This is a genomic window from Microbacterium neimengense, assembly GCF_054782995.1.
The window spans coordinates 698,305-718,904 of the sequence record NZ_BAAGRK010000015.1 but is presented as its reverse complement, the minus strand read 5'-3'; the positions used below and the strand labels follow the sequence as shown (position 1 = coordinate 718,904).

The window sequence follows — 20,600 nt, the reverse complement described above, 5'->3', positions numbered from 1 at the left end:
GCCGCACACAGATAGGCGGCGTCGATCGATGACCCGTCCGAACCTCCTTTTTCAGATCACAGCGCTTCCGCCCTGGCGTCGCAGCACCGTGGTAGCAGCGCTTCTGCTGTTGGGGTTCGTTCTCGCCTCGGCGTTCGCCCTCGGCCAGGCGGGGGAACAGCCGACCTCCTGGTGGTGGCCGGCCGCCGGCGCCGGCGCGGCCGCCGCGCTGAGCGCAGCGCCTCGGTACGTGCCCCTGGTCATCCTCTGCGCGTCGCTGCTGACGGCGACCGCATCCGCTCTTGCGGGGCGTCCGCCCGTCGTGGTCACGGCGAGTCTGGTCGGAACCGCCGTCGAGATCGCCGTCATGGTGGCAGGGCTCACGCCGAAGGGCGCGCCGCCGCGGTTGTCGACGACGCGGGATGTGGGCCGGTTCATCCTGACGACGATCGCGGCCGCCGGCGCGCTGGCGCTGATCGTCGCGGGCGCGGCTGCAGCGGCCGGCGGCGACTTCGTCGCACGGTTCGTCGGCACCGGTGCCTCCCATCTCTCGGCCCTGCTTCTCATCGTGCCGCTGGTGCTCATCGACCGTTCGAGCCAGCGCGTCGCGCCGTGGTGGCACTCCGTCACCCTGACCGCCGCGATCGCGTTCCTGGTCGCGGTGGCTTTCGGTCCGTTCGCGTCTGCACCCCTTTCGTTCCTGCCCGTGCCCCTGCTGGCATGGGCGGCGTTCTCGCAGACGATGTTCGTAGCGATGGGGCAGGTGCTGGTGGCGGTGTCGCTGGCGAGCGGCCTGACGCTCGCCGGATTCGGGCCGTTCGCCGACACGGAGGGCTTGCTGCCGACCAGAACACTGCTGCAGGTCTACGCGGTGGCGATCGCGATCACGTGTCTGGCGATCGCGACCCAGCGCGCCGAGCGGAGAGAACTCGAAGACCGGCAGGATGCCCTGCTGCGGCTGCTGCGCGATGCGTTCGCGCGCTCCCGCACCGGCTTCCTCGTCGCGCAGGTGCGGGAGTCGCGCAGGCTCCGCGTGCTGGAGGCGAACGATGTGGCGGCGGAGCTGTTCAACGGCCAGCTGGTGCATGCCGACGGCGCGTGGCGGGTGCTCGACGACACCCCGCTTCGCCGCATCCTGGGCGAGGCCGGCGACGGGGAACACTCGCACGAGAGCGGCGAGCTGGGTGAGGATGCGGTGCCCGCGCGCTTCTGGATCGACCCGATCACTCGCCCCGAGCTGGGCCGCATCCTGCTCGTGACGATCGAGGATCTCCGCCCCGTGCGCGCGGTGGAACGGTCCATGGCTGCGCAGCTGGATCGCGAGCGGCACGTCAGTGAGGCGCTGCGCGAGCTGAACCACAAGCAGGACGCGTTCGTGGCGAGCGTCTCCCACGAGCTGCGTACACCCATCACGGCGATCGTGGGGTACGCGGAGGAGCTCGAAGACAGCGTCACGGATCCGGATCAGAAGGCGTACGTCGAGGTGATCAGTCGCAACGCCGATCGTCTGGCGACCCTGGTGTCCAACGCCCTGCGGGCCGCGACCATCACCCAGCCCTCGGTCGGCGTTCGCGGTACCCGCATCGTGGATCTGGCGCAGATCGTCACGGACTCCCTCGAAGATCTGCGCTACCGGATCGACGAACGCTGCCTTCGCGTCGAGAGCGATGTCCAGGGGCCGTTGCCGGTGCGAGCCAACGAGGCCGAGGTCGGACAGATCGTCACGAACCTGCTCACCAACGCGATCAAGTTCTCGCCCGAGCAGGGAGTGATCCGTGTGACGGCGTGTCCGGTCGGCCATTCGGCGGTCGTCGAGATCGAGGACCACGGCCCCGGCATCAGCGAACAGGATCATGCGCGCGTCTTCGAGCGTTTCTACCGCAGTGCGCAGGCGGTGAGTGCAGGGGTGCCCGGCTCGGGTATCGGCCTCTCGGTCGCGCAGGCGCTGGCGGGGGCGATGGGCGGCGCCATCCTCCTGTCGGAGGGGGAGGCAGGCGGAACCCTCGTCACCTTGCGGCTGCCGCTGTCGGAAGAGCCTCTCAGCGAGCGCTGAACCGCGCCTCGACTCCGACCGCGACGAGCACCTCGTCCGGACGCAGCGACACGGCGCTGTCCGCGGCGGCGGACTTCATCATCATTGGTCCGGTCGGTGCGACCTCGGACGACAGGAGACCCGCATCCGCGACCTCGACGGCCGTGACATGGTGCAGACCGAGCGACGCCGCATAGGACCGAGCGCGAGCGACCGCATCCTCCACCGCGGCGCGGGCGACCCGATCACGTGCAGCCAGCGCGCTCGCTTCTTTCAACCGCCAATCGATGCTGTCCAACTGGACGGCGGGGTCGGCGGTGGCTGCGTCGATCCACGCGGACAGGGCATCCGCATCGTCGAACACAGCCTGGAACTCGAGCGAGGCGTGGTGGACGGGGTCCAGGCGGCTGCCGTCGGGTCCCCACGGGCGATCGGTGAAGATCTGGGCGCGCGAACTGGTCCATGACACGAGCCCGTCGGAGGCCGCACGCCTTTCGAGGTCGTCGCGCACTCGCTGGCCGGATGCCGCGAGTCGGGCCATCGCCTCGCCGCGGTCGGGATGCTCGACGCGCACCACGATTCGGGCGACGCCCTCCTCTGCGGGGATGCGTTCCTCATGGGACCCGCGGACCGTGATCGTGACGTCCTCGCTCATGCGGGACAGCCTACGGACGTTCAGTCGGGAAAGATCTGGCCGACAGGGAGTCGTTTCTCGGCCTGGAAGGTGTCCTCGCTGCGCCCGTACGCCCAGTAGGCGGACAGCGAGAGGTCTGCGCGCTCGACGCCCCGCTCTGCGAAGACCGCCCGCAGCCGCTTCATCGCCTCCCGTTCTCCGTGCGCGAAGACCTGCACGCGGCCGGCCGGCCATGGAGCACCTGCTACGGCACCGACGAGTCGCGAGCCCGGCGCGCTGTGGTCTTCGTCGACCCAGGTGACGTCTGCGGATGCCGGCAGGGGGATGCGGTGCGCGGAGGAGCGCGTCTCCACGATGGCCGTGGCGCGCACCCCTTCGGTCAGCGTCTCGAGTGCCGCAGTGATCGCGGGGAGCGCGGACTCGTCGCCGACGAGCAGTCGGTGGTCGGCGGTGACGTCGGGCCGGTATCCACCCCCGGGCCCGGCGAAGGTGAGCAGGTCGCCGGGGCGAGCTGTTGTCGCCCACCGTCCCGCGACGCCCGTGTCGCCGTGGGTGACGATGTCGATGTCGAGCGTGTGCGCGGTGCGGTCCACCCGGCGCACGGTGTACGTGCGAACACTCGGCAAGTCGTCGAAGGGAAGACGCTCCCGCAGCTCGGCCAGGTCGTACGGCGGGGTGAGCGTGCTCCCGACCGGCGGGATATGGAGCTTGACGTACTTGTCGGTCTCTTCGCGGTCGGTGAACGCCGCGAAGCCGTCTCCGCCGAGGGTGACGCGCACCATCCCGGGGCTCAGCGCCGTGGTCCGGACGACCTCGAGCGTCACCTGCGGGCGTGGAGGACGGCGGGGAACGGTCATTCTTCGATGCTATCCACGGCGGTCCAGCCGAGGGGCCGTGGGAATGGCGGTACGGCTGCATCCGTTGTAGTCTGTAACGCTCGCGGGTACGTCCCGCGAGGTGACAACTCCACAGAGCGACAATGGTTCCTTCACCGAAGGATTCACGGGGATGATCGGTTTCGACATCGCCTGCGAATCGCCGAGAAGCGGGCCGAGGATGCAGGGTTATCTCGTAAACGCTCCCTGTAAACCAATAAGTGCCGAATCCAAGCGCACTGACTTCGCCCTCGCTGCCTAAGCGAGCCCGATAGTCCGTCAGACCGTGTGTGATCCCGCCACGGACCCTGGCGTCATCTAGGGATCTTGCTGTGCACCGGCGTCTGGACGGTGCGTGGGACTCTTCCCAGACTGGGCTCGTCGACTTATGTGTCTGTGCTAAAAGTCGGAGCCGAGCAGAACGTCTCCACAGACTGCGCCCGGAGAAGCCGCCGTATCACAGCGATGGACGGGGGTTCGATTCCCCCCATCTCCACAAACCGTTGTCGCTCATGCGAGCGCGAGAGGCCGTCCTTCGGGGCGGCCTCTCTTCGTTCTCCTCGTGGATCGCAGTGGAGATGGGGGAACGCCTTGACCTCGAGATGGAGACGCTGAGGGTGCATCTCGAGTACCTCCGCGCCAAGGCATCTCTTTGGGACGCGCGTGCGGTCGGTGACGCCGACGACGAGATGCGAGCGAATTCGCGTGTGCAACAGATGCTCCCGAAGCTTGCGGCGGTGCTGCGATGAGCAGGGTGCTGGTGACTGGCGGCTCCGGGTATCTGGGCACCCGGCTGATATCCGACCTGCTGGCCTCGGGTGTCAGTGTGCGCACGACAGTCCGCTCACTTGATGCGGAGGCCGACCTGCGAGCGGCCGTGCGCCGCGGCGGCGCCGACGACGCCGGGCTCGAGCTGACGGTGGCATCGCTGACTGACGACGCGGGCTGGTCGGACGCGGTGCCGGGCTTCGATGGCGTCTATCACCTCGCTTCGCCCATGATCCAGACGGATGATGCCGACGAGGTCGTGCGACCCGCGCGGGATGGTGCGCTTCGCGTTCTCCGCGCTGCGCGCGATGAGGGTGTGCATCGGGTCGTGCTGACGTCGTCGTTCGCCGCCGTCGGCTACTCGCCCAAGCCTGTCCGTGACTTCACGGAGGAGGACTGGACGGATCCCCACGCACCCGGGCTGCCCGCGTACCCCCTCTCGAAGGTCGTCGCGGAGCGTGCGGCCTGGGACTTCATCGAGCGAGAGGGCGGGGAGACCGAGCTCGTGGTGATCAATCCGACCTGGATCGCCGGTCCCACGCTGACGACGAAGGCGCGATCGTCCCTGCAGGTGTTCACCGCCATGCTCGGCGGACACATGGCGTTCACACCTCGCCAGCGCTTCGGCGTCGCCGACGTCCGCGACGTGGCTGATGCGCATCGGGCGGCCATGGCCGCACCGGACGCCGCGGGCAAGCGCTACCTGGTGCTCGCCGACGGGCCGACCATGACCTTCCTCGAGGTCGCTGAGACGCTCCGCGACAGCCTCGGACGCGCCGCCGCGCTCGTTCCGACCCGCGAAGCAGCCGGAGAGGAGCTGCCGCCGCTGGTGATACACAACGAGCGGGCCAAAGCAGAACTCGGTCTGCGTCCGCGGCCGGTCCGAGACACGATCGTGGAGCCCGCTCGAAGCCTCCAGGAGCTCGGAATGCTCGGCTGACGTGTGTCTTAGGGTGGAGGAGACTGCACCGCTGGGGTGATGGCGGTCTGACTGGAGAGATTCATGCCGTCAGCAACGAAGAACGTCGGGATCATGCTGCCTCGCGACCTGCCCGTGGCGGAAGTCCTGGACTTCGCGCGGCGCGCCGAGGAGGCGGGCTTCGACGAAGTCTGGGTCGTCGAGGATCTCGGCTACCGCGGCGGGATCGCACAGGCGGCGTCGGTGCTTGCGGTGACCTCTCACGTGACTGTCGGGGTGGGGATCCTGCCCGCCGCCGTGCGGAACGTCGCCTTCGCGGCGATGGAGATCGCGACCCTCGCGCAGCTGCATCCCGGGCGCCTCGTCGTCGGCATCGGTCACGGCATGCCGGACTGGCTGACGTCGGTCGGTGCGTGGCCGCAGAAGCCGCTGACGTTCCTCCGCGAGTACGTGGCCGCGCTTCGGGCGCTGCTCGAAGGCGAGCCGGGGCCCGCCCGAGGGGTTTACGTCGACGCTCAGGGGGTGCAGCTGAAGGAGATCCCCGATGTCATCCCGCCCCTCGTGCTGGGCGTGCGCGGACCGAGGTCGCTCGCGGCGGTCGGTGAGGTCGCGGATGGTGTGGTGCTGGCCGAACCTGCCGCACCCGAGTACATCGCTCATGCTCTGGAACAGATCGGCGACGTCGAGACCCGCGTCATCACGTACGATCTGGCGGTCGTGGCAGATTCGACGGATGAGGCGCAGGCGATCGTCCGGCCGGCCTTGTCCGTCCTCGCCGAGAGCGACTGGCGACCTCACCTTCTGCCTCTGCCGTACGCCGAAGAACTCTTGCAGCGCGCCGCAGAGCTGCCCGTGGACACCTTCACGCAGACGTTGCCCACGAAATGGGTGGCGGAGTTGACACTGTCGGGCACGGTCGACGAGGTGCGCGCCGGCATCCAGCGGCGTCACGACGCCGGCGCGACCACGGTCGTGTTCATTCCCGTGGGGGACAACCCGAGCGCGGCGACCCATGCCCTCGCTGAAGCACTTCCGGAACGTCGCTGACGGGGCGGTGCTCCCGCGCGGCGGAGGTCAGACCCGCCGGTACTGCGCCGTCACAGGGCAGTCGAAGGGGTCGCTGGCCGCGAGGCCGACCCGATTGAGGTATTCGATCACGATCGCGTAGGAACGTACGAGCGAGGTCTCCGTATAGGGAACGTCGTTGGCGCTGCAGAAGTCACGCACGATCTCGCTCGTCTTCGCCAGGTGCGGGCGCGCCATGCTCGGGAACAGGTGGTGCTCGACCTGGTAGTTGAGCCCGCCCATGAGGGCGGTCGCCCACCATCCGCCGCGGATGTTGCGCGAGGTGCGCACCTGCTTGGAGAAGAAGTCGAGCTTCGCGTCCGGAGCGATCACGGGCATGCCCTTGTGGTTGGGAGCGAAGGAAGCGCCCATGTACACGCCGAAGACGGCGAACATGACGCCCAGGAAGGCGAACGCCATCCCCAGCGGAAGCACGAGGAAGACCGCGCCGAGGATGATGGCGAAGCGTGCGCCGATCAGCGCGAGCTCGGTCTTGCGGCCCTTGATGGGTGCACGCGAGAGCAGGTGCTTCACGCTCAGGAAGTGCAGGTTGAGCCCCTCGAGCGTCAGCAGCGGGAAGAAGAACCACCCCTGCTTGCGCGTGACGAGTCGTCGGAGACCGCGCGCTTCGGCCGCATCCTCATCGAGGAACGAGATCGTGTCGACCTCGATGTCGGGGTCCTTGCCGACGCGGTTCGGGTTCGCGTGGTGACGGCTGTGCTTGGAGTCCCACCACGAGTAGCTGGTGCCGACGATACCGATGAGGACGCGGGCGAGCCGGTCGTTGGCGGGACCCGTCGCAAGGATCTGACGGTGAGCCGCTTCGTGGCCGAGGAACGCCACTTGAGTGAAGATCACGCCGAGCGCGGCGGCGATGAGTAACTGGAACCAGCTGTCGCCGAGGAGGATGAAGCCGGTGACGGCGCCGCCCAACGCGAGCACAAGGGACGCGCCGACGAGGCCGTAGAACCAGCGCGCGCGCCGGAGGAGTCCCGTCTCGCGCACCACTTCCGACACCTGGCTGTAGGCGCGGGTGATCGGGGGGAAGTCTTCTTTTCGGGCGTAGGTCTGGCGAACCGGACCGAGCGTGGCGAGGGGGGAGGCAAGCGTGGCGGAGATGAGGGACGTCCCGTCCTGTGTACCGGCCGCCTTCGGCCGTCGGTGCAATTCCTCGACGGTTGCCGAAGCCTGAGGCCCACGCTAGCCCTGCCCACATGCCTCCAGCTGTATGAAGCCGGTGCATCGGCTGTCGGTGCGCACAACAGCGAGGGATGATAGGGTGCTAACAACCCCGCAACCGGGGCAGCAGGTGAGTAACAGATGTCGGCTCATGGAAGAGCGATGTTCTCCTCCACCGAAGCAACCGCACCTCGGGTGCCTTTGATCCTTCTCGTGTGCAGTGTCCGCGAGTCCTGAAAGTTCTTGTGTTTATCCCCATCCCCACCGGTCCTGAGACCGCGACGGCGCCCGTCTGGCGTCAGGCCGACGACGGCGTCTTCGTGGCCACCATCGACGGCGAGTACGCCGGTTTCGTGGAATCGATCGACGACGCCCACATCGCGCACGGTGCGCTCGGCGAGCGTGTCGGCGGCTTCACCGAGCAGGAGGACGCTTTCGTCGCGGTGGTAGCGGCACGAACGTTTTCCGCATACGCTCGCGAACACGCGGACAAGTTCCGCGTCCCTCATCGTCCGTTCCGTAGACATAGGAACGGCACACCCGGTCGCCCCGGCGGCCAAAACAACAGAAGGAAAGACACGATGGCCACTGGCACCGTGAAATGGTTCAACTCCGAGAAGGGCTACGGCTTCATCGCTCCCGATGACGGCTCCGCCGATCTCTTCGCACACTTCAGCGCGATCGCTGGCAATGGCTTCAAGGAACTCCGCGAAGACCAGAAGGTCGAGTTCGACGCCGAGCAGGGCCCCAAGGGCATGCAGGCCGCGAACATCCGCGCACTCTGACGATTCGTCGTCTTCGGAAGGCCTCCGCAGCACTGCTGCGGGGGCCTTCTGTCTTTCGCTTGATCTCCGTGATCCGTGAGAACATGATCAGCGGGCCCTGTCCGACAACGTCCAAGGTGCATGAGGATGCGCGGGAAGAAGGTGCCATGCCGTTTCGAAGCCTCGAGATGCTCGAGTCCTGGCTCGTCGAGTTCCGCGAACTCGACTATCCGATCGCCGGCACGGTGAAGGTCATCCCGCAGGACAGCGAGTTCGGCAGCGATACCGGCCTCGTGGGTGTGCGCCTCCTGAACGCGCAGACGGTCACCTACATTCAGCCTGTCGAGGCGGGCTCGAGCACGTGGGTCGTCACGTTCGAGGCTCGCGACACCGACTTGCAGCTGGATGCGGCCGGCGCTTTCCGCCTCTCGACGGAACTTGCGATGGTGTCTGCCCTGTGCACCTTCCTGCAGACGAAGTCGAAGGCTTACCTGGCCGCTGCCGCCGTCTGAATCAGGCGCTCTGCGCGACGCTCTCCTGGGTGAGACGGGTCAGCAGCGCCGCGAGCTCGTCGGAGCGGGAGCCGAGTTGGGCGTCCACGACGCTCTCGAACCGACGGTCGAACTCCGTCAGCTTGGACCACGGCTCCTCCGCGAGGTCGACGATCGCCGTGATGTGGTTGCCCCGCCGATCCTCCGCGTCAGAATCGCGTCGCACCAGCCCACGCTCGACGAGGCGGTCGACCAGCGACGTCACGCCGGCCGAGGTGATGCCCAGATGATCCCGCAGGGCCGTCGGGCGGACGCCCGGGTTCTCGACGACGTGGAGGAGTGCGCGGGCATCGACCTCGCTGATGCGCAGCTCCTTTCGGGCAGCGACGAGCGAGTCATTCCGGGCGGCCGAGTAAGCCGTCAGGGCGCGCGAGAGCTTCGAGGTCGGCGCGGCTTCGCTGGACATCCGCATGGTCCTCCGATGGTCGGGTAGTGCCGTCCGACAGCATATCCAGCCTCTTCGGTTTCTTCAGGTCTATAGCTAAAATGAGGGATATCTCATCTCGCTAGCTAAAATCGTGAACTACCTGATAGCTTCTTCTTCAGAAGGACACGGACGCCGGGGAAAGGCCGAAAGTCCGGATCGTCGAAGATTTCGGCTTGGGGGAGACATGGCTTTTGCATCATCCGGGTGGGCTTCCGAAGCCGCGCGCCGACGCTCGACATTCGTTCCGCTTCAGCGCGGGGGCTTGCGTTCGGCCTCGCAGATCACGTTCGTCGCGTCGTGCGTGGTCGCCGCATCCGTATCCATCACGCTCGGCGCTCTCGCGCTTGTCTGACATACCGACTCAGGGGAAGGGACACCATGGGAAAGCTGTATTACGGGGCTGACACGGAGGCCGTCGTCATCCCCGACCGCCTGTTGAGCCACATCAAGGTGGTCGCAGCGACGAAGCTTCGTCGCAACGAATCGTTCACGTTCTCCTGGGTGCACGCACCGGGCGAGCCCGTGGGGCGCTCCACGCTCTGGCTGCAGCCCTCGATTCCGATGCGGTTCGTCTTCGACTCCGTCGAGCCCGAACAGCTCGACCCGTCCATGCTGCGGACCCTCGCCGATCAGGCCGCCTCGAGCGCGGGGATGCATGTCGACCTGACCAAGGAAGACTTCGGTATCCAGAAAAACACCCCCGAGCGCAAGCTCGCATCGGTCGCCTGATCCGGCCTCTCACGAAGCCCCGAACCGCGGTCGCTGCGGTTCGGGGCTTCGCCGTTGCTTGGCCCCTTTCGGTCGGCTGGCGCGCCTCTCGGCGACCATCCCGCCGGATGTCAAGGGCCTCTGTGCCGTGGCGCGGGTCGCGCAGCATGGCCCGCAGGCACCCAGCCACGACGAGAGGACGATCATGAACACGACCGCCGACCCGCGCGAGGGTAAAGGAGCCGAGGGATTCCCCGGACAGGAGCAGTCGCAGCCCGGCAAGACCGCGCTGATGGATCCGGAACCCGACCACGGCGAGCACAGCTACCGCGGAAACGGCCAGCTGATCGGCCGTCGCGCGCTCATCACCGGAGGTGACTCCGGCATCGGGCGGGCGGTGGCGATCGCCTTCGCCCGTGAGGGCGCTGACGTCGCGATCGGCCATCTGCCGGAGGAGGCCGATGACGCGGCCGAATCGGTGCGCTGGATCGAGGAGGCCGGACGCCGCGGCGTCGCTCTCGCTGCCGACATCCGCGACACCGACGCCGCCATGCAGATGGTGGAGCACGCGCGTGAGCAGCTGGGCGGTCTCGACCTGCTGGTGCTCAACGCCGGTTACCAGCGCGATCGCGAGAGCATCGACACCATCCCGCTCGACGACGTGAAGCGAGTCTTCGACACCAACCTCCTCGGCCTGATCGCCGGTGCGCGTGCTGCGGTACCCCATCTGCAGGAGGGGTCTTCGATCATCGTCACGAGTTCGGTGCAGGCGTTCTCGCCGTCGCCGTCGCTCATCGACTACGCCATGACGAAGGCGGCGCAGGTCGCCTTCGTGAAGGCCCTCGCCGAGGAGCTCGGCCCCCGCGGGATCCGCGTCAACGCCGTCGCGCCGGGACCGGTATGGACGCCGCTGATCCCCGGCACCGGCTGGGACGAGGAGCGCATCGAGACGTTCGGCACGGATACACCGTTGGGTCGCGCCGGGCAGCCGGCAGAACTCGCCGGAGCCTATGTGTACCTGGCGTCGGATGCGGCGCGGTACGTCAGCGCAGCCGTCCTTCCCGTCACGGGCGGCAAACCCCTCTGATCGTCGACGACCCGTACCGGTCGTTCGCCTGCGGAGCCTTGCATGCGCATCGCGGACGACGACCGGCATCGGTGTGCGTGGGCGACCGACGATCGACACAGGGCCGCGACCGAGCGGCTCACGGACAGGAGCGCGGAAGCAGAATGGGACGACTCTGGTACGGGCGCGAGGAGTACTTCGTGGTCGAGGACGATCTGATCGCGCACCTGCGCGTGGTCACGATGAACAAGCTCCGTCGCGGAGAGGCCTTCATGCTGACCGTACCCACCGCCGATGGAACGGGCGGACGGCGGAGCATGTGGATGTCTCCCGCGGTGCCGCTGTCATTCACGTACTCGCGGACGGGTCCGGTGCAGATCAGGCGGGAGCTGATCGAAGCCCTGATGGATGCGGCCAACAGCCCCGACGGACTCGACGTGCAAGAGCTGATGACGGGACACACCCCCACATAGGGGCCCGGGCTTGGGTGCCGTGAGAGCATGTCGAGGTCGCCGACCCGAAGGAGCCGCCATGCCCGATCCGCGCCGCCGCCCTCTCGGTACCGGAGTGTTGACTCTGGAGCCCGCCGAGGCTCCGGAGCGTTGGCGTCTCACGGGGACGGAGGAGGGTGCCCCCGAAGCGAACTGGGGACACTGGGTACGCCTCGCGCAGCGGATCCTCGAGGTCGACGCGCTGTCGCGCGAGCGGGAGGGGCGGGGTGACGCCTGGGACGAGGGGTTCGCCGCCGGTCATGCTACGCACAGCGACGACATCGCGAACCCCTACCGCTGACCAGGACCCTGCGCCGCCAGACGCAACGCATCCGCGCCCAAGCCGAACACCTCGCGTTGGACCGCGGTGATCACCGCAGGGTCGTCGCCTCGTAGCTGGATGACGACGGTAACCCGTTCGCCCTCCACCGTCTCGCCCGACCAGGATGCGGCGAGTACTCCGGGCGCGGAGCCGCCCTTGAAGCCCAGGTAGGGCAGGAGCGTGCGGTCGAGATCTGCACCGATCCCCGGGTTCCTCGAGAGGATGGCGCGCACCGTCTCGTCGCCGGTGTCGAGCAGCGCCCGATGGACCGCCGCCACGGTCTCGGGGGTGGCGAACCAGTCGACCCCGTTGTTCCAGACCGGGTGAGTGACACTCGCCGTATCCACCGACAACGGAGCGGCGTCGATGGCGTCCAGAAGGCGTCGACGCTCCACCTCATCGGCGTCACGCCACTGGGCGGACAGGGCCGAGTCGCCCCAGCCGAGAGTGAAGAAGTCCTTCGTCGTCAGCCAGGGTGCATTGCCCTGGCCGCCGACGCTCGCGAACGCCCTCTCGACACGCTCCCGTCCGAGTCGCCGGATGAGCAGATCGGTCGCGGTGTTGTCGCTGATCGCGATCATCTCCTGGGCCGCATCGCGCACGGAGACCTCGGTGCCGGCGGGCCGATCCTGAAGGCGCCCGGAGGGCAGGCTCCGATCCGCGTCGGTGAGCACGAGCGTCTCGTCCCAGGTGAGCTCCGACGAACGGACGGCCTCGGCGGTTGCGAGAAGCACGAAGAGCTTGAACACCGAGCCGAGCGGGGCGGGGTCCTCCGCCCCGCGTTCGAGGAGCTCGTCGTCGCCGCGGCTGATGAGGACCCCGAGTTCGCCGGGTAGTTGATCGAGGCGATCAGCGACCTCGTCGAGCGAGGACGATGCCCTTCATGGCTCGGACGCAGGCCCGAGGAGGAAGGTGACGATCTTGTCATCGTCGTTGACGGCGACGGTCATGTCGAAGGGTTCGCCGATCGTGCCCCTGAGCGTCGTCACCGCGGAGCGTTCGTCTCCCTGGTACCCGGTGACGGTGAACGGCGCGGCGGGCCGGATCTGCGTGTTGAGCAGGTCCGCGACCTCGGCGGCGGACACCTGCGCGGTGAAGGTCGTGTCGAGGTGGGTCTCCCACTCGGCTGCGGTGGTGTCCTCTTCAGCGCTGAGGACGTCGATGATCCACGCGGTCTTCGCGCCGACGGGTGTGTCGGCGATCTCGGCGGACGGTGATGGGGGCGTCGTCTCGGAGTCAGGTGTCTCCGCGGCCGGCGCGCACGCCGTCAGGGCGAGCGCTGCGGCGGTGGCGAGGGCGAGGGACGAGAGCGGGCTCAGCCGGCGGGGCATGGCGGGGTCCTTTCGTGGGGATCCCTTCCACGCTAGGTATGGTCTCGCCTGAGCGCCTCCGTCTGGCGGGGGACTTCTCGAACGCGCGTCAGGAGCCGGGACGCTCGACGAGCAACAGCCCCTGCTTGGTGTCGGCGAGCGTGATCCAGCCGTCGCCGAACTGGTACGTCATGCCGTAGCCGTCCGAATCGGGGTTGAGGACGTTCGCCGGATTCTCGGTGATGTACTCGTCGCCGATGCTCTTCCAGCCACTCGCCAGCAGTTCGCTCCGGGCCGTCTGGGCTTCGGTGTCGCTCACCGGCGCCCACCCGAACACCTGCACGTGATCGCTCGCGACCGAGTAGTCGCCCCACACGCACTGGATGCCGTCAGGGAAGGTGAGGCTGCCGACGCGGAACACGTCCTCTTTCGCCGTCCACTTCGCCTTCGCGAAGTCCGCGATCACGTCGTCGGGCAGGAGCGACTCGCACGTCGGCTTGTCGATCGTTCCGGGTGTGGGTTCGCTGGTGGCGACGGGCGTCGGCGTGGCGGCGTCGGGTGCAGACACGGGCGTGGATGCGGCGGGTTCGGGAGCGGCCGGGCTCGAGCATGCTGCGAGGGACAGCGCGCCGACGATGAGGAGCGCGGAGCCGAGCGAGGTGCGGATGCGGCGGGTCATGCCGATGCCTCCGAGTCGGTAGCGGGGGAGAAGAAGTCGAGGAAGGACTGGTGGAGCGTGCCGTTGGTGGCGAGCACGGACCTGGTCGAGAGCGAGTCGGTGCCGTCGAAAGCCGTCATCCGCCCACCCGCTTCGGTGATGATCGGTCCCAGGGCTGCGATGTCGTACTCCTTGACGTCGAACTCGGCAACCATCTCGAGACGGCCCTCGGCGAGGAGCATGTAGGGCCAGGCGTCACCGTATCCGCGGTCGCGCCAGACGGCGCGCGAGAGCCGGATCAGGCCGTCGAGGTGGCCCGCGTCATCCCACTGCGCAATGCTCTGGAAGCTGACGCTGGAGCGCTCGAGACTGCGTACGTCGGACACGGCGAGTCGACGCGGCTGGGCGGCGCCGTTCGTCCACGCACCCTCACCCTCGGCGGCCCACCACCGGCGTCCGATCGAGGGCTGACTGACCACGCCCACTCGGGGCACGCCGTCGACGGCGAGAGCGATGAGCGTCGCCCAGATCGGGATGCCCTTCAGATAGTTGTGGGTGCCGTCGATCGGGTCGATGATCCACTGGCGTGCGCTGTCGCCGACCGATCCGAACTCCTCGCCCAGCACCGCGTCATCCGGCCGTTCGCTGGAGAGGATGGCGCGAATCGCCTTCTCGGTCGCGATGTCGGCCTCGGTCACGTAAGACGCATCGGGCTTGACCTGGATGCTGAGGTCGGCGGCGTCGAAGCGTGACATCGCGACGGCGTCCGCCGCATCCGCCATTCTGAGGGCGAGCGCGAGGTCGTCGGAGAAGCTGCCCGCGAGCGCGCCGGAGGACGAAGTGGGGGACATGATCGCCAGCCTACCGGGCCGGCCCTGCCTCGATTGGCGCTCCGCTTCGTCGGGTGATAGCGTTGTCCCTCGGTTCGGAAAGTGAGTTTCTCGCTCTGAATCACGCACCTCTAGCTCAATCGGCAGAGCAACTGACTCTTAATCAGTGGGTTCAGGGTTCAAGTCCCTGGGGGTGCACGGATTGCCTCGACAGATCTCGCCATCTGCCGGGGCTTTCTGCTTTTCGGGGCGGAGCTAGGCTGGCGGCGTGCAGCTCGAGCCGGTTTTCACCGCGGTCGCCGTGGGTTTCGAAGTCGTCGGAGCGACGGCGATGATCGTGGGGGCGGTGATCGCCGTCGTCCTCGCGGCGCGCGCTCTCGGACGCCGGGAAGGCGGGCGTGCGGCATTCATGGTGCTGCGGACAACGCTCGGCTCCGCGATCCTTCTCGGCCTCGAGGTGCTCGTCGCCGCGGATCTCATCCGCACGATCACGTCCAAGCCCTCCCTGGAGGATGCGCTCATCCTCGGCCTCGTCGTGCTCATCCGAACGGTGCTGTCGATGTCGATCCAGATCGAGATCGACGGTGTGCTCCCGTGGCGACGGGCGCTGCTGACGAGCGGTGGTCAATTGATCGGCGAGGCCGTCGCGCGCGATCGGGTCGCGTCGGCCCGATGACGCCGGAGAACGTGACGCCCGGTCGATAGTGTCGATCATGCGATCCTCCTCTCCCATCGCGGCTGCGGCGGTACTCGTGGCCGCCTTCGGCCTGACGGCCTGCTCCGGTCCCTCGTCCGACATCGTGGCCACCCCTGTTGCGAGCTCGGCAGCCCCCGCTGAACCGACGTTTGTCGTGGGGGCTGTCGTCGATGCGACGACCGCGCAGGAGATCGGCACGACTGGCACGCAGCGCGCATATCCCATGGTCAACGGGGCCGGGCCCGCTCCGGACGGGGTCTCGCGCTCACGCGAGGAGATGACCGCCGTCGTGAACGAGTGGCTCGCCCAACAGGACGACCCGGACGCTTACGTCGTCATCCACGGCTGATGCACCCCGGAGTAGGCCGGGAGGCTCATGCCGAGGGGCGGTCGAGGGGGCCGAACAGGGCCTGCCACAGCCACTGCGTCGCCGTCTCGATCGGGGGCAGCGGGTCGCGAGCGAGCCAGGCCGTGATGACGCCGAGGGCGCTACCAGTCACACTTGCTGCGACGACGTCCACCGGGAGTCCGTCGAACACCGACGGCGCCCCCTGGCGCACCGCGTCGCCCACGATGCCCTGAACACGCGCCCGCAACTGCGCCGCGACGGCGAGCGAGCCGTGCTCGCCGAGAACGAGTCGGTAGAGGTCGGCGTTGTCGGCAATGTGCTGCAGGTACGTCGTGAGGTCGGCCGGCGGCTGGCTGATGTCGCGCGGGTCCGCGGAACGGATGATTCGGCTCGATACGTCATCGACGGCTGACTCCAGCGCGTCGGCGAGAAGCTGGTCCTTGTCGGCGTAGTGCTGGTAGAAGCTGCTGCGGTTCACCCCCGCCTCAGCCGCGACGTCGGCCACGGTGATCGCGTCGAGCGGACGCTCGCGGGCGAGGTCGAGCAGCGCGTTCTGCAGACTCGCTCTCGTGCGCGCCACGCGGGGATCCATCCAGCCATTTTGTCAGAGCAGCGGTCCGGTGCTGAGAGTTCTCCCACACGTGATGGTTTTGCAACACGTGTCGGATATCCTCGACGAGGCTCGATGGTGCGCCGCATCCCACCCACCCCTCGGAAAGGCACGTCGTGGCCCAACTCCTCTACCGGCTGGGGCGCTTCTCGGCGCGCCGCGCCTGGATCGTCCTCGTCGCCTGGGTGATCGCCCTGGGCATCGCGGCCGGCTCGTTCGTCGCTTTCGGCGGCACGCTCGCCACCTCGTTCAGCATCCCCGGCACCGAGACGGAGCGGGTCAACGACCGGCTCGCCGACGCTCTGCCCGACCTCACCGGCGCCAGCGCCCCCGTCGTGTTCCAGACCGACGGTGAGCCGTTTACCGACGAGCAGAAGGCGGACATCTCCTCGCTGCTGAAAGACGTCGCCGGTATCGACGGCGTCGCGGGCACGGTCGACCCGTTCCAGACCGAGGCGCAGCGCGCCGACCAGGCTGCGCAGCTGGAGTCCGGCGCCGCCCAGCTCACGCAGGGCGAGAGCCAGTTGGATGCGGCGCAGCAGCAGCTCGAGGCGGGCAAGGCGCAGCTGGACGCCGCGATCGCCCAGGCGCAGGCGGCGGGCGTCTACGCCCAGGCCGAAGCGCAGTTCGCGGCCCAGCAGGCGCAGATCACCGCGGGGCAGGAGCAGCTCGACGCATCACGCGCTCAGCTCGACGCGCAGAAGCCGCAGCTCGAAGCGGGCCAGGAGCTGCTCGACGCTGCATCCGACATCCGCACCGTTTCCACCGACGGCGCCACGGCGCTCGGCAACGTGTCCTTCACGAAGGACATGTTCTCGTTGCCGCAGGAGACGAAGACGGCGGTCGCCGACCGCCTCAAGAGCGCCGACATTCCCGGCGTCAGCGTCGACTACTCCTCGACGATCGCCCAGTCGACCGATGGCCTCATCGGGGTCGGCGAGCTCGTCGGTGTACTCATCGCGGCGCTGGTGCTCGCCATCATGATGCGGGCGTTGCTGCCCGCGATCACGCCCCTGATCGGCTCGCTCATCGGCGTCGGCATCGGTGTCGCCGGGTCTCTCGCGTTCTCCGACGTCGTGGACATGGCCTCCGTGACGCCGATCCTCGGTGTCATGCTCGGTCTCGCCGTCGGCATCGACTACTCGCTGTTCATCGTGAACCGCCACCGAAAGCAGGTGCTCGCGGGCATGGAGATCGGCGAGTCGATCGGTCTCGCCAACGGCACCGCCGGCAACGCTGTGGTCTTCGCCGGCACGACGGTCATCATCGCCCTCGTCGCCCTTCTCGTCACCGGCGTGCCGTTCCTGGGCGTCATGGGCGTGGTGGGCGCGGCGTGCGTGTTCGTCGCCGTTCTCGTCGCGATCACGGTCACGCCCGCGCTGCTCGGACTCATGAAGCTCCGCGTGCTGCGTCGCGGGCTGCGCGCGAAGGTCGGGCACCCCGATCACGCGCCGGCCGAGCTGCGGCCCATGCGTACCGGTCGTGTGGTCGCGGCGGGCGCGGTCGCGATCATCGCTCTGCTCGTCATCGCGATCCCCGCCCTGTCGATGCGCCTCGGACTGCCCGATGGGTCCTCGGAGGCCACCGATACGACCCAGTACCGTGCCTACACGGCGGCGACCGAGGCGTTCGGCGCCGGCATCAACGGCCCGCTTCTCGTCGTGGCGGAGACGCCGCAGGCAGTGGCCGAGGCTGACCGTGTCACGACGCAGGCCGACATCGTGCGCACGCTCATGGCGCAGGACGACGTGGATGCGGTCGCTCCGATCGCGGTCTCGGATGACGGCAAGACCTTCGCGTTCCAGGTGGTTCCGCAGGACGGCCCGGCCAGCGAGTCGACCGAGACGCTCGTGCACGATCTGCGCGCCCTGTCGCCCCTCGACGGCGACATCGAGCTCGGCGTCGCGGGCCAGGCATCGGCCAACATCGACGTGTCGCAGAAGCTGGCCGACGCGCTGCCCGTCTACCTCGCCGTGGTCGTGGGCCTCTCGCTCGTCATCATGGTGCTGGTGTTCCGGTCGATCCTCGTGCCGATCATCGCGACCGCCGGCTACGTGCTGTCCCTGTTCGCCGCGCTCGGCGCCGTCACCGCGATCTACCAGTGGGGCTGGCTGAGCGACGTGTTCGGCGTGCACGATCCGGGCCCGGTGCTGAGCTTCGGGCCGATCATCCTCATGGGTGTGCTCTTCGGGCTCGCGATGGACTACCAGCTGTTCCTCGTCTCGGGCATGCGCGAGGCGTACGTCCACGGTGCGCCGGCGCGCGCCGCGGTCGTTGCCGGCCTACGTGGAGGTCGGGCGGTCGTGACGGCCGCCGCGATCATCATGATCTCCGTCTTCGGCGGCTTCGTCTTCAGCCACCTGGCGATGGTGCGGCCGATCGGCTTCGGCATGGCGATCGGTGTGCTCTTCGACGCGTTCGTCGTGCGCATGGTGATCGTCCCGGCGCTCATGCACCTGTTCGGGCGCGCGGCGTGGTGGCTGCCGCGCTGGCTCGACCGCATCCTGCCCGATGTGGACGTCGAGGGTGCGGCGCTCGAACGCGCTCACCCCGTGCAGCACTGACTCTGCGCGACAGCGCTGACTCCGCACCGCACGAAAGAGGGGGTGTCCACCGGATCGTGGGCACCCCCTCTTCGCGTGTGCGTGTCAGGCCGCGTCGCCGACGAGGACGGCGACCCCCTCTTCGGCCGCATCCGCCGGCCGCTCATCGATGCGTCGCAGGGCGCGGCGGCCGAGCGCGATCGTCAGCGCCGCGATCACGATCGATGCCGCGGCCACGAGGTACGGCACGGTCGCGTTCGAGGCATGCCACAGCCACGCGGCGAGCGGGGGAGCGGCTGCTCCGCCGAGGAAGCGGACCGCCGAGTAGGCCGAGGACGCGACCGCGCGGGGGAGATCCGTGGCTTCCATGACCGCTTCCGTCAGCACCGTGTTCATCACGCCCAGAAGAAGGCCCCCCACGACGATGCACGTCACCAGCGCGGCGGAGCTTGCGACGAGGATGCCTCCCACGACGAGATCGACGGCGAGCAGCGGCAGGACGACGAGCATGACGCCCGAGCGGGTGAATCGGCGCAGCAGCAGCGGCGCGACCCACACGCTCGTGACCGCCAGGGCGACGCCCCATCCGAAGAAGGTGAAGCCGATGCCCATCGCCCCGAACCCGAGCGGGAAGGGCGAGAACGCGAGCAGGGTGAAGAAGCCGATGTTGTAGAACAGGGCCGCCACCGCGAGCACGGCGAGGGCGGGCTTTCCGAGCGCGCGGAACGGCGCCGACAGCGGCACGGGCGAGCGCTTCTCCTTGGGGCCGCGCAGCAGCACGGCGACGGCGATGAAGGCGATGGCCATGAGCGCGACGACGCCGAAGAACGGTCCGCGCCAGCTGACCTCGCCGAGCAGACCGCCCAGCAGCGGACCCACCGCGATGCCGACACCCAGGGCGGCCTCGTACAGCACGATCGCCGCGGAACTGCCCCCGCTGGCCGCCCCCACGATCGTCGCGAGCGCCGTGGAGATGAACAGGGCGTTGCCCAGACCCCATCCCGCCCGGAAGCCGATGATGGCGTCGACGCTGCCGGACAGTGCGCTGAAGAGCGAGAAGACGACGATGAGCGCGAGACCCGCCAAGAGGGTCGCCTTCGCTCCGATGCGGCTCGAGATCCAGCTGGTGACCAGCATGGCGAGGCCTGTCACGAGCAGGTAGCTCGTGAAGAGCAGCTCGGTCTCGACCGGGGTGGCCTCGAGCGACTCCGCGATCGCGGGGAGGATCGGGTCCACGAGGCCGATGCCCATGAACGCGACGACACAGGCGAACGCGACGGCCCACACCTGGGCGGGCTGACGCCAGACGGATGTGGTCGCCCCGCTCATCGCGCCGCTCCCGCGAAAGCGTCGGTGCGCGACATCAGGATGCGGGACGCGTGCTCGAGGGCGGACCACTCCGCGTCGTCGAGGTCGGTGAACAGCGGCTCGAGCGCCTCGCCGAGCTGCGTGCGCCATGCATCCATCGCCTCCGAGCCGGCGGGCGTGATCGAGACGATCGTCACGCGCGAGTCCTCCGCGTCGCGCTCGCGCTCGACCAGGTGGAGGTCGGCGAGCTGACCGACCAGCCTCGTCATGCCGGGCTGTGTGGTGCGGCTCAGTCGCGCCAGGTCGCCCACGCGCTGCGGGCCCTCCTTCTGCAGGATGCTGAGCGCGCGCCACTGGGCGGCGGGGGCATCATTCTGTGTCGTGACGGCGGCGAGGCGGGTCAGTGCGTGCGCGGCGACGACGATCCTCTCGATGGCTTCGGCTTTTCGCATACTGGAAGTATATACCTCCGATATATACATGACGCGGATGCGGCCATCGCCGTGCGCAGGCGC

At 68.4% G+C, this 20,600-nt stretch carries 26 protein-coding genes, 1 tRNA gene and 1 other RNA gene; 16 read left to right on the top strand and 12 right to left on the bottom strand.

Annotation, left to right across the window (positions count from 1 at the left end; genetic code table 11):
- Nucleotides 1–28 precede the first annotated feature (28 nt).
- On the top strand, nucleotides 29–2,032 hold the full coding sequence (locus ACYVJS_RS14090; RefSeq protein ID WP_460740504.1) for a sensor histidine kinase: 2,004 nt from the start codon (nucleotides 29–31) through the stop codon (nucleotides 2,030–2,032).
- Here the strand turns inward: ACYVJS_RS14090 and ACYVJS_RS14085 are convergent.
- Nucleotides 2,019–2,666 carry an SIMPL domain-containing protein gene (locus ACYVJS_RS14085; RefSeq protein ID WP_460740503.1) on the bottom strand — a complete coding sequence of 216 codons (648 nt, stop codon included), beginning with the start codon at nucleotides 2,664–2,666 and terminating at the stop codon, nucleotides 2,019–2,021. The two genes, ACYVJS_RS14090 and ACYVJS_RS14085, sit on opposite strands and share 14 nt — an antisense overlap.
- A gap of 20 nt (nucleotides 2,667–2,686) precedes the next feature.
- Nucleotides 2,687–3,502: a siderophore-interacting protein gene (locus ACYVJS_RS14080; RefSeq protein WP_460740502.1), complete on the bottom strand. Its 816-nt coding sequence runs from the start codon at nucleotides 3,500–3,502 to the stop codon at nucleotides 2,687–2,689.
- A 147-nt stretch (nucleotides 3,503–3,649) separates the two neighbouring features.
- Between ACYVJS_RS14080 and ssrA the strand changes: the two genes are divergently transcribed.
- The 4 genes from ssrA to ACYVJS_RS14060 all read left to right on the top strand — a co-directional run bounded on the left by ssrA (nucleotide 3,650) and on the right by ACYVJS_RS14060 (nucleotide 6,254).
- Nucleotides 3,650–4,019: a transfer-messenger RNA gene (gene ssrA / locus ACYVJS_RS14075) on the top strand.
- 79 nt (nucleotides 4,020–4,098) lie between these two features.
- Nucleotides 4,099–4,269 (top strand): hypothetical protein, encoded by a 171-nt coding sequence (locus ACYVJS_RS14070; RefSeq protein WP_460740501.1) that lies wholly within the window; start codon nucleotides 4,099–4,101, stop codon nucleotides 4,267–4,269.
- A complete protein-coding gene (locus ACYVJS_RS14065) occupies nucleotides 4,266–5,228 on the top strand; it encodes an NAD-dependent epimerase/dehydratase family protein (RefSeq protein ID WP_460740500.1) in 963 nt (320 codons plus the stop codon). Before ACYVJS_RS14070 ends, ACYVJS_RS14065 begins: the two co-directional genes overlap by 4 nt.
- A gap of 63 nt (nucleotides 5,229–5,291) precedes the next feature.
- Nucleotides 5,292–6,254 carry an LLM class flavin-dependent oxidoreductase gene (locus ACYVJS_RS14060; protein WP_460740499.1) on the top strand — a complete coding sequence of 321 codons (963 nt, stop codon included), beginning with the start codon at nucleotides 5,292–5,294 and terminating at the stop codon, nucleotides 6,252–6,254.
- 27 nt (nucleotides 6,255–6,281) lie between these two features.
- Here the strand turns inward: ACYVJS_RS14060 and ACYVJS_RS14055 are convergent, their stop codons facing one another.
- Nucleotides 6,282–7,391 carry a fatty acid desaturase family protein gene (locus ACYVJS_RS14055; RefSeq protein ID WP_460740827.1) on the bottom strand — a complete coding sequence of 370 codons (1,110 nt, stop codon included), beginning with the start codon at nucleotides 7,389–7,391 and terminating at the stop codon, nucleotides 6,282–6,284.
- 209 nt (nucleotides 7,392–7,600) lie between these two features.
- Complete coding sequence (locus ACYVJS_RS14050) at nucleotides 7,601–7,960, bottom strand: hypothetical protein (protein WP_460740498.1); 360 nt, start codon at nucleotides 7,958–7,960, stop codon at nucleotides 7,601–7,603.
- A gap of 72 nt (nucleotides 7,961–8,032) precedes the next feature.
- Between ACYVJS_RS14050 and ACYVJS_RS14045 the strand changes: the two genes are divergently transcribed.
- Nucleotides 8,033–8,236, top strand: coding sequence for a cold-shock protein (locus ACYVJS_RS14045; RefSeq protein ID WP_137417306.1), 204 nt, complete (start codon nucleotides 8,033–8,035; stop codon nucleotides 8,234–8,236).
- A gap of 146 nt (nucleotides 8,237–8,382) precedes the next feature.
- Nucleotides 8,383–8,727: a hypothetical protein gene (locus ACYVJS_RS14040; RefSeq protein WP_460740497.1), complete on the top strand. Its 345-nt coding sequence runs from the start codon at nucleotides 8,383–8,385 to the stop codon at nucleotides 8,725–8,727.
- Nucleotide 8,728: 1 nt separating this feature from the next.
- Here the strand turns inward: ACYVJS_RS14040 and ACYVJS_RS14035 are convergent, their stop codons facing one another.
- Nucleotides 8,729–9,172: a MarR family winged helix-turn-helix transcriptional regulator gene (locus ACYVJS_RS14035; RefSeq protein WP_460740496.1), complete on the bottom strand. Its 444-nt coding sequence runs from the start codon at nucleotides 9,170–9,172 to the stop codon at nucleotides 8,729–8,731.
- Between the two features lie 205 nt (nucleotides 9,173–9,377).
- Here ACYVJS_RS14035 and ACYVJS_RS14030 point away from each other — a divergent pair, with 205 nt between their 5' ends.
- From ACYVJS_RS14030 to ACYVJS_RS14010, 5 genes are all read left to right on the top strand, one after another.
- Nucleotides 9,378–9,545, top strand: a complete 168-nt coding sequence (locus ACYVJS_RS14030; RefSeq protein WP_460740495.1) for a hypothetical protein — start codon at nucleotides 9,378–9,380, stop codon at nucleotides 9,543–9,545.
- Nucleotides 9,546–9,571: 26 nt separating this feature from the next.
- Nucleotides 9,572–9,922 carry a DUF7882 family protein gene (locus ACYVJS_RS14025; protein ID WP_460740494.1) on the top strand — a complete coding sequence of 117 codons (351 nt, stop codon included), beginning with the start codon at nucleotides 9,572–9,574 and terminating at the stop codon, nucleotides 9,920–9,922.
- Nucleotides 9,923–10,106: 184 nt separating this feature from the next.
- On the top strand, nucleotides 10,107–10,988 hold the full coding sequence (locus ACYVJS_RS14020) for an SDR family oxidoreductase (RefSeq protein WP_460740493.1): 882 nt from the start codon (nucleotides 10,107–10,109) through the stop codon (nucleotides 10,986–10,988).
- A 143-nt stretch (nucleotides 10,989–11,131) separates the two neighbouring features.
- A complete protein-coding gene (locus ACYVJS_RS14015) occupies nucleotides 11,132–11,440 on the top strand; it encodes a DUF7882 family protein (RefSeq protein ID WP_460740492.1) in 309 nt (102 codons plus the stop codon).
- A gap of 58 nt (nucleotides 11,441–11,498) precedes the next feature.
- Complete coding sequence (locus tag ACYVJS_RS14010) at nucleotides 11,499–11,759, top strand: hypothetical protein (protein WP_460740491.1); 261 nt, start codon at nucleotides 11,499–11,501, stop codon at nucleotides 11,757–11,759.
- On the opposite strand, the gene ACYVJS_RS14005 is transcribed toward ACYVJS_RS14010, so the two are convergent.
- The 4 genes from ACYVJS_RS14005 to ACYVJS_RS13990 form a co-directional block, all read right to left on the bottom strand.
- On the bottom strand, nucleotides 11,750–12,592 hold the full coding sequence (locus tag ACYVJS_RS14005) for a serine hydrolase (protein ID WP_460740826.1): 843 nt from the start codon (nucleotides 12,590–12,592) through the stop codon (nucleotides 11,750–11,752). The two genes, ACYVJS_RS14010 and ACYVJS_RS14005, sit on opposite strands and share 10 nt — an antisense overlap.
- Before the next feature lie 69 nt (nucleotides 12,593–12,661).
- The gene (locus ACYVJS_RS14000) at nucleotides 12,662–13,111 is read right to left on the bottom strand and encodes a Cpe/LpqF family protein (protein WP_460740490.1); all 450 of its coding nucleotides are present in this window, start codon (nucleotides 13,109–13,111) and stop codon (nucleotides 12,662–12,664) included.
- An 88-nt stretch (nucleotides 13,112–13,199) separates the two neighbouring features.
- On the bottom strand, nucleotides 13,200–13,769 hold the full coding sequence (locus ACYVJS_RS13995) for a DUF3558 domain-containing protein (protein ID WP_460740489.1): 570 nt from the start codon (nucleotides 13,767–13,769) through the stop codon (nucleotides 13,200–13,202).
- Complete coding sequence (locus tag ACYVJS_RS13990) at nucleotides 13,766–14,599, bottom strand: inositol monophosphatase family protein (RefSeq protein ID WP_460740488.1); 834 nt, start codon at nucleotides 14,597–14,599, stop codon at nucleotides 13,766–13,768. Before ACYVJS_RS13990 ends, ACYVJS_RS13995 begins: the two co-directional genes overlap by 4 nt.
- A 104-nt stretch (nucleotides 14,600–14,703) precedes the next feature.
- On the opposite strand from ACYVJS_RS13990, the gene ACYVJS_RS13985 reads away from it, so the two are divergent.
- The 3 genes from ACYVJS_RS13985 to ACYVJS_RS13975 all read left to right on the top strand — a co-directional run bounded on the left by ACYVJS_RS13985 (nucleotide 14,704) and on the right by ACYVJS_RS13975 (nucleotide 15,624).
- A tRNA-Lys gene (locus ACYVJS_RS13985) sits at nucleotides 14,704–14,776 on the top strand.
- Between the two features lie 70 nt (nucleotides 14,777–14,846).
- The gene (locus ACYVJS_RS13980) at nucleotides 14,847–15,254 is read left to right on the top strand and encodes a DUF1622 domain-containing protein (RefSeq protein ID WP_460740487.1); all 408 of its coding nucleotides are present in this window, start codon (nucleotides 14,847–14,849) and stop codon (nucleotides 15,252–15,254) included.
- A 37-nt stretch (nucleotides 15,255–15,291) separates the two neighbouring features.
- Nucleotides 15,292–15,624, top strand: a complete 333-nt coding sequence (locus tag ACYVJS_RS13975; protein ID WP_460740486.1) for a hypothetical protein — start codon at nucleotides 15,292–15,294, stop codon at nucleotides 15,622–15,624.
- A 25-nt stretch (nucleotides 15,625–15,649) separates the two neighbouring features.
- On the opposite strand, the gene ACYVJS_RS13970 is transcribed toward ACYVJS_RS13975, so the two are convergent.
- Nucleotides 15,650–16,204, bottom strand: coding sequence for a TetR/AcrR family transcriptional regulator (locus ACYVJS_RS13970; protein ID WP_460740485.1), 555 nt, complete (start codon nucleotides 16,202–16,204; stop codon nucleotides 15,650–15,652).
- Nucleotides 16,205–16,350: 146 nt separating this feature from the next.
- On the opposite strand from ACYVJS_RS13970, the gene ACYVJS_RS13965 reads away from it, so the two are divergent.
- On the top strand, nucleotides 16,351–18,798 hold the full coding sequence (locus ACYVJS_RS13965; RefSeq protein ID WP_460740484.1) for an MMPL family transporter: 2,448 nt from the start codon (nucleotides 16,351–16,353) through the stop codon (nucleotides 18,796–18,798).
- Nucleotides 18,799–18,882: 84 nt separating this feature from the next.
- Here ACYVJS_RS13965 and ACYVJS_RS13960 read toward each other — a convergent pair whose 3' ends face one another.
- Nucleotides 18,883–20,106, bottom strand: coding sequence for an MFS transporter (locus tag ACYVJS_RS13960; protein WP_460740483.1), 1,224 nt, complete (start codon nucleotides 20,104–20,106; stop codon nucleotides 18,883–18,885).
- Complete coding sequence (locus ACYVJS_RS13955) at nucleotides 20,103–20,537, bottom strand: MarR family winged helix-turn-helix transcriptional regulator (protein WP_460740482.1); 435 nt, start codon at nucleotides 20,535–20,537, stop codon at nucleotides 20,103–20,105. Before ACYVJS_RS13955 ends, ACYVJS_RS13960 begins: the two co-directional genes overlap by 4 nt.
- Nucleotides 20,538–20,600: the final 63 nt, after the last annotated feature.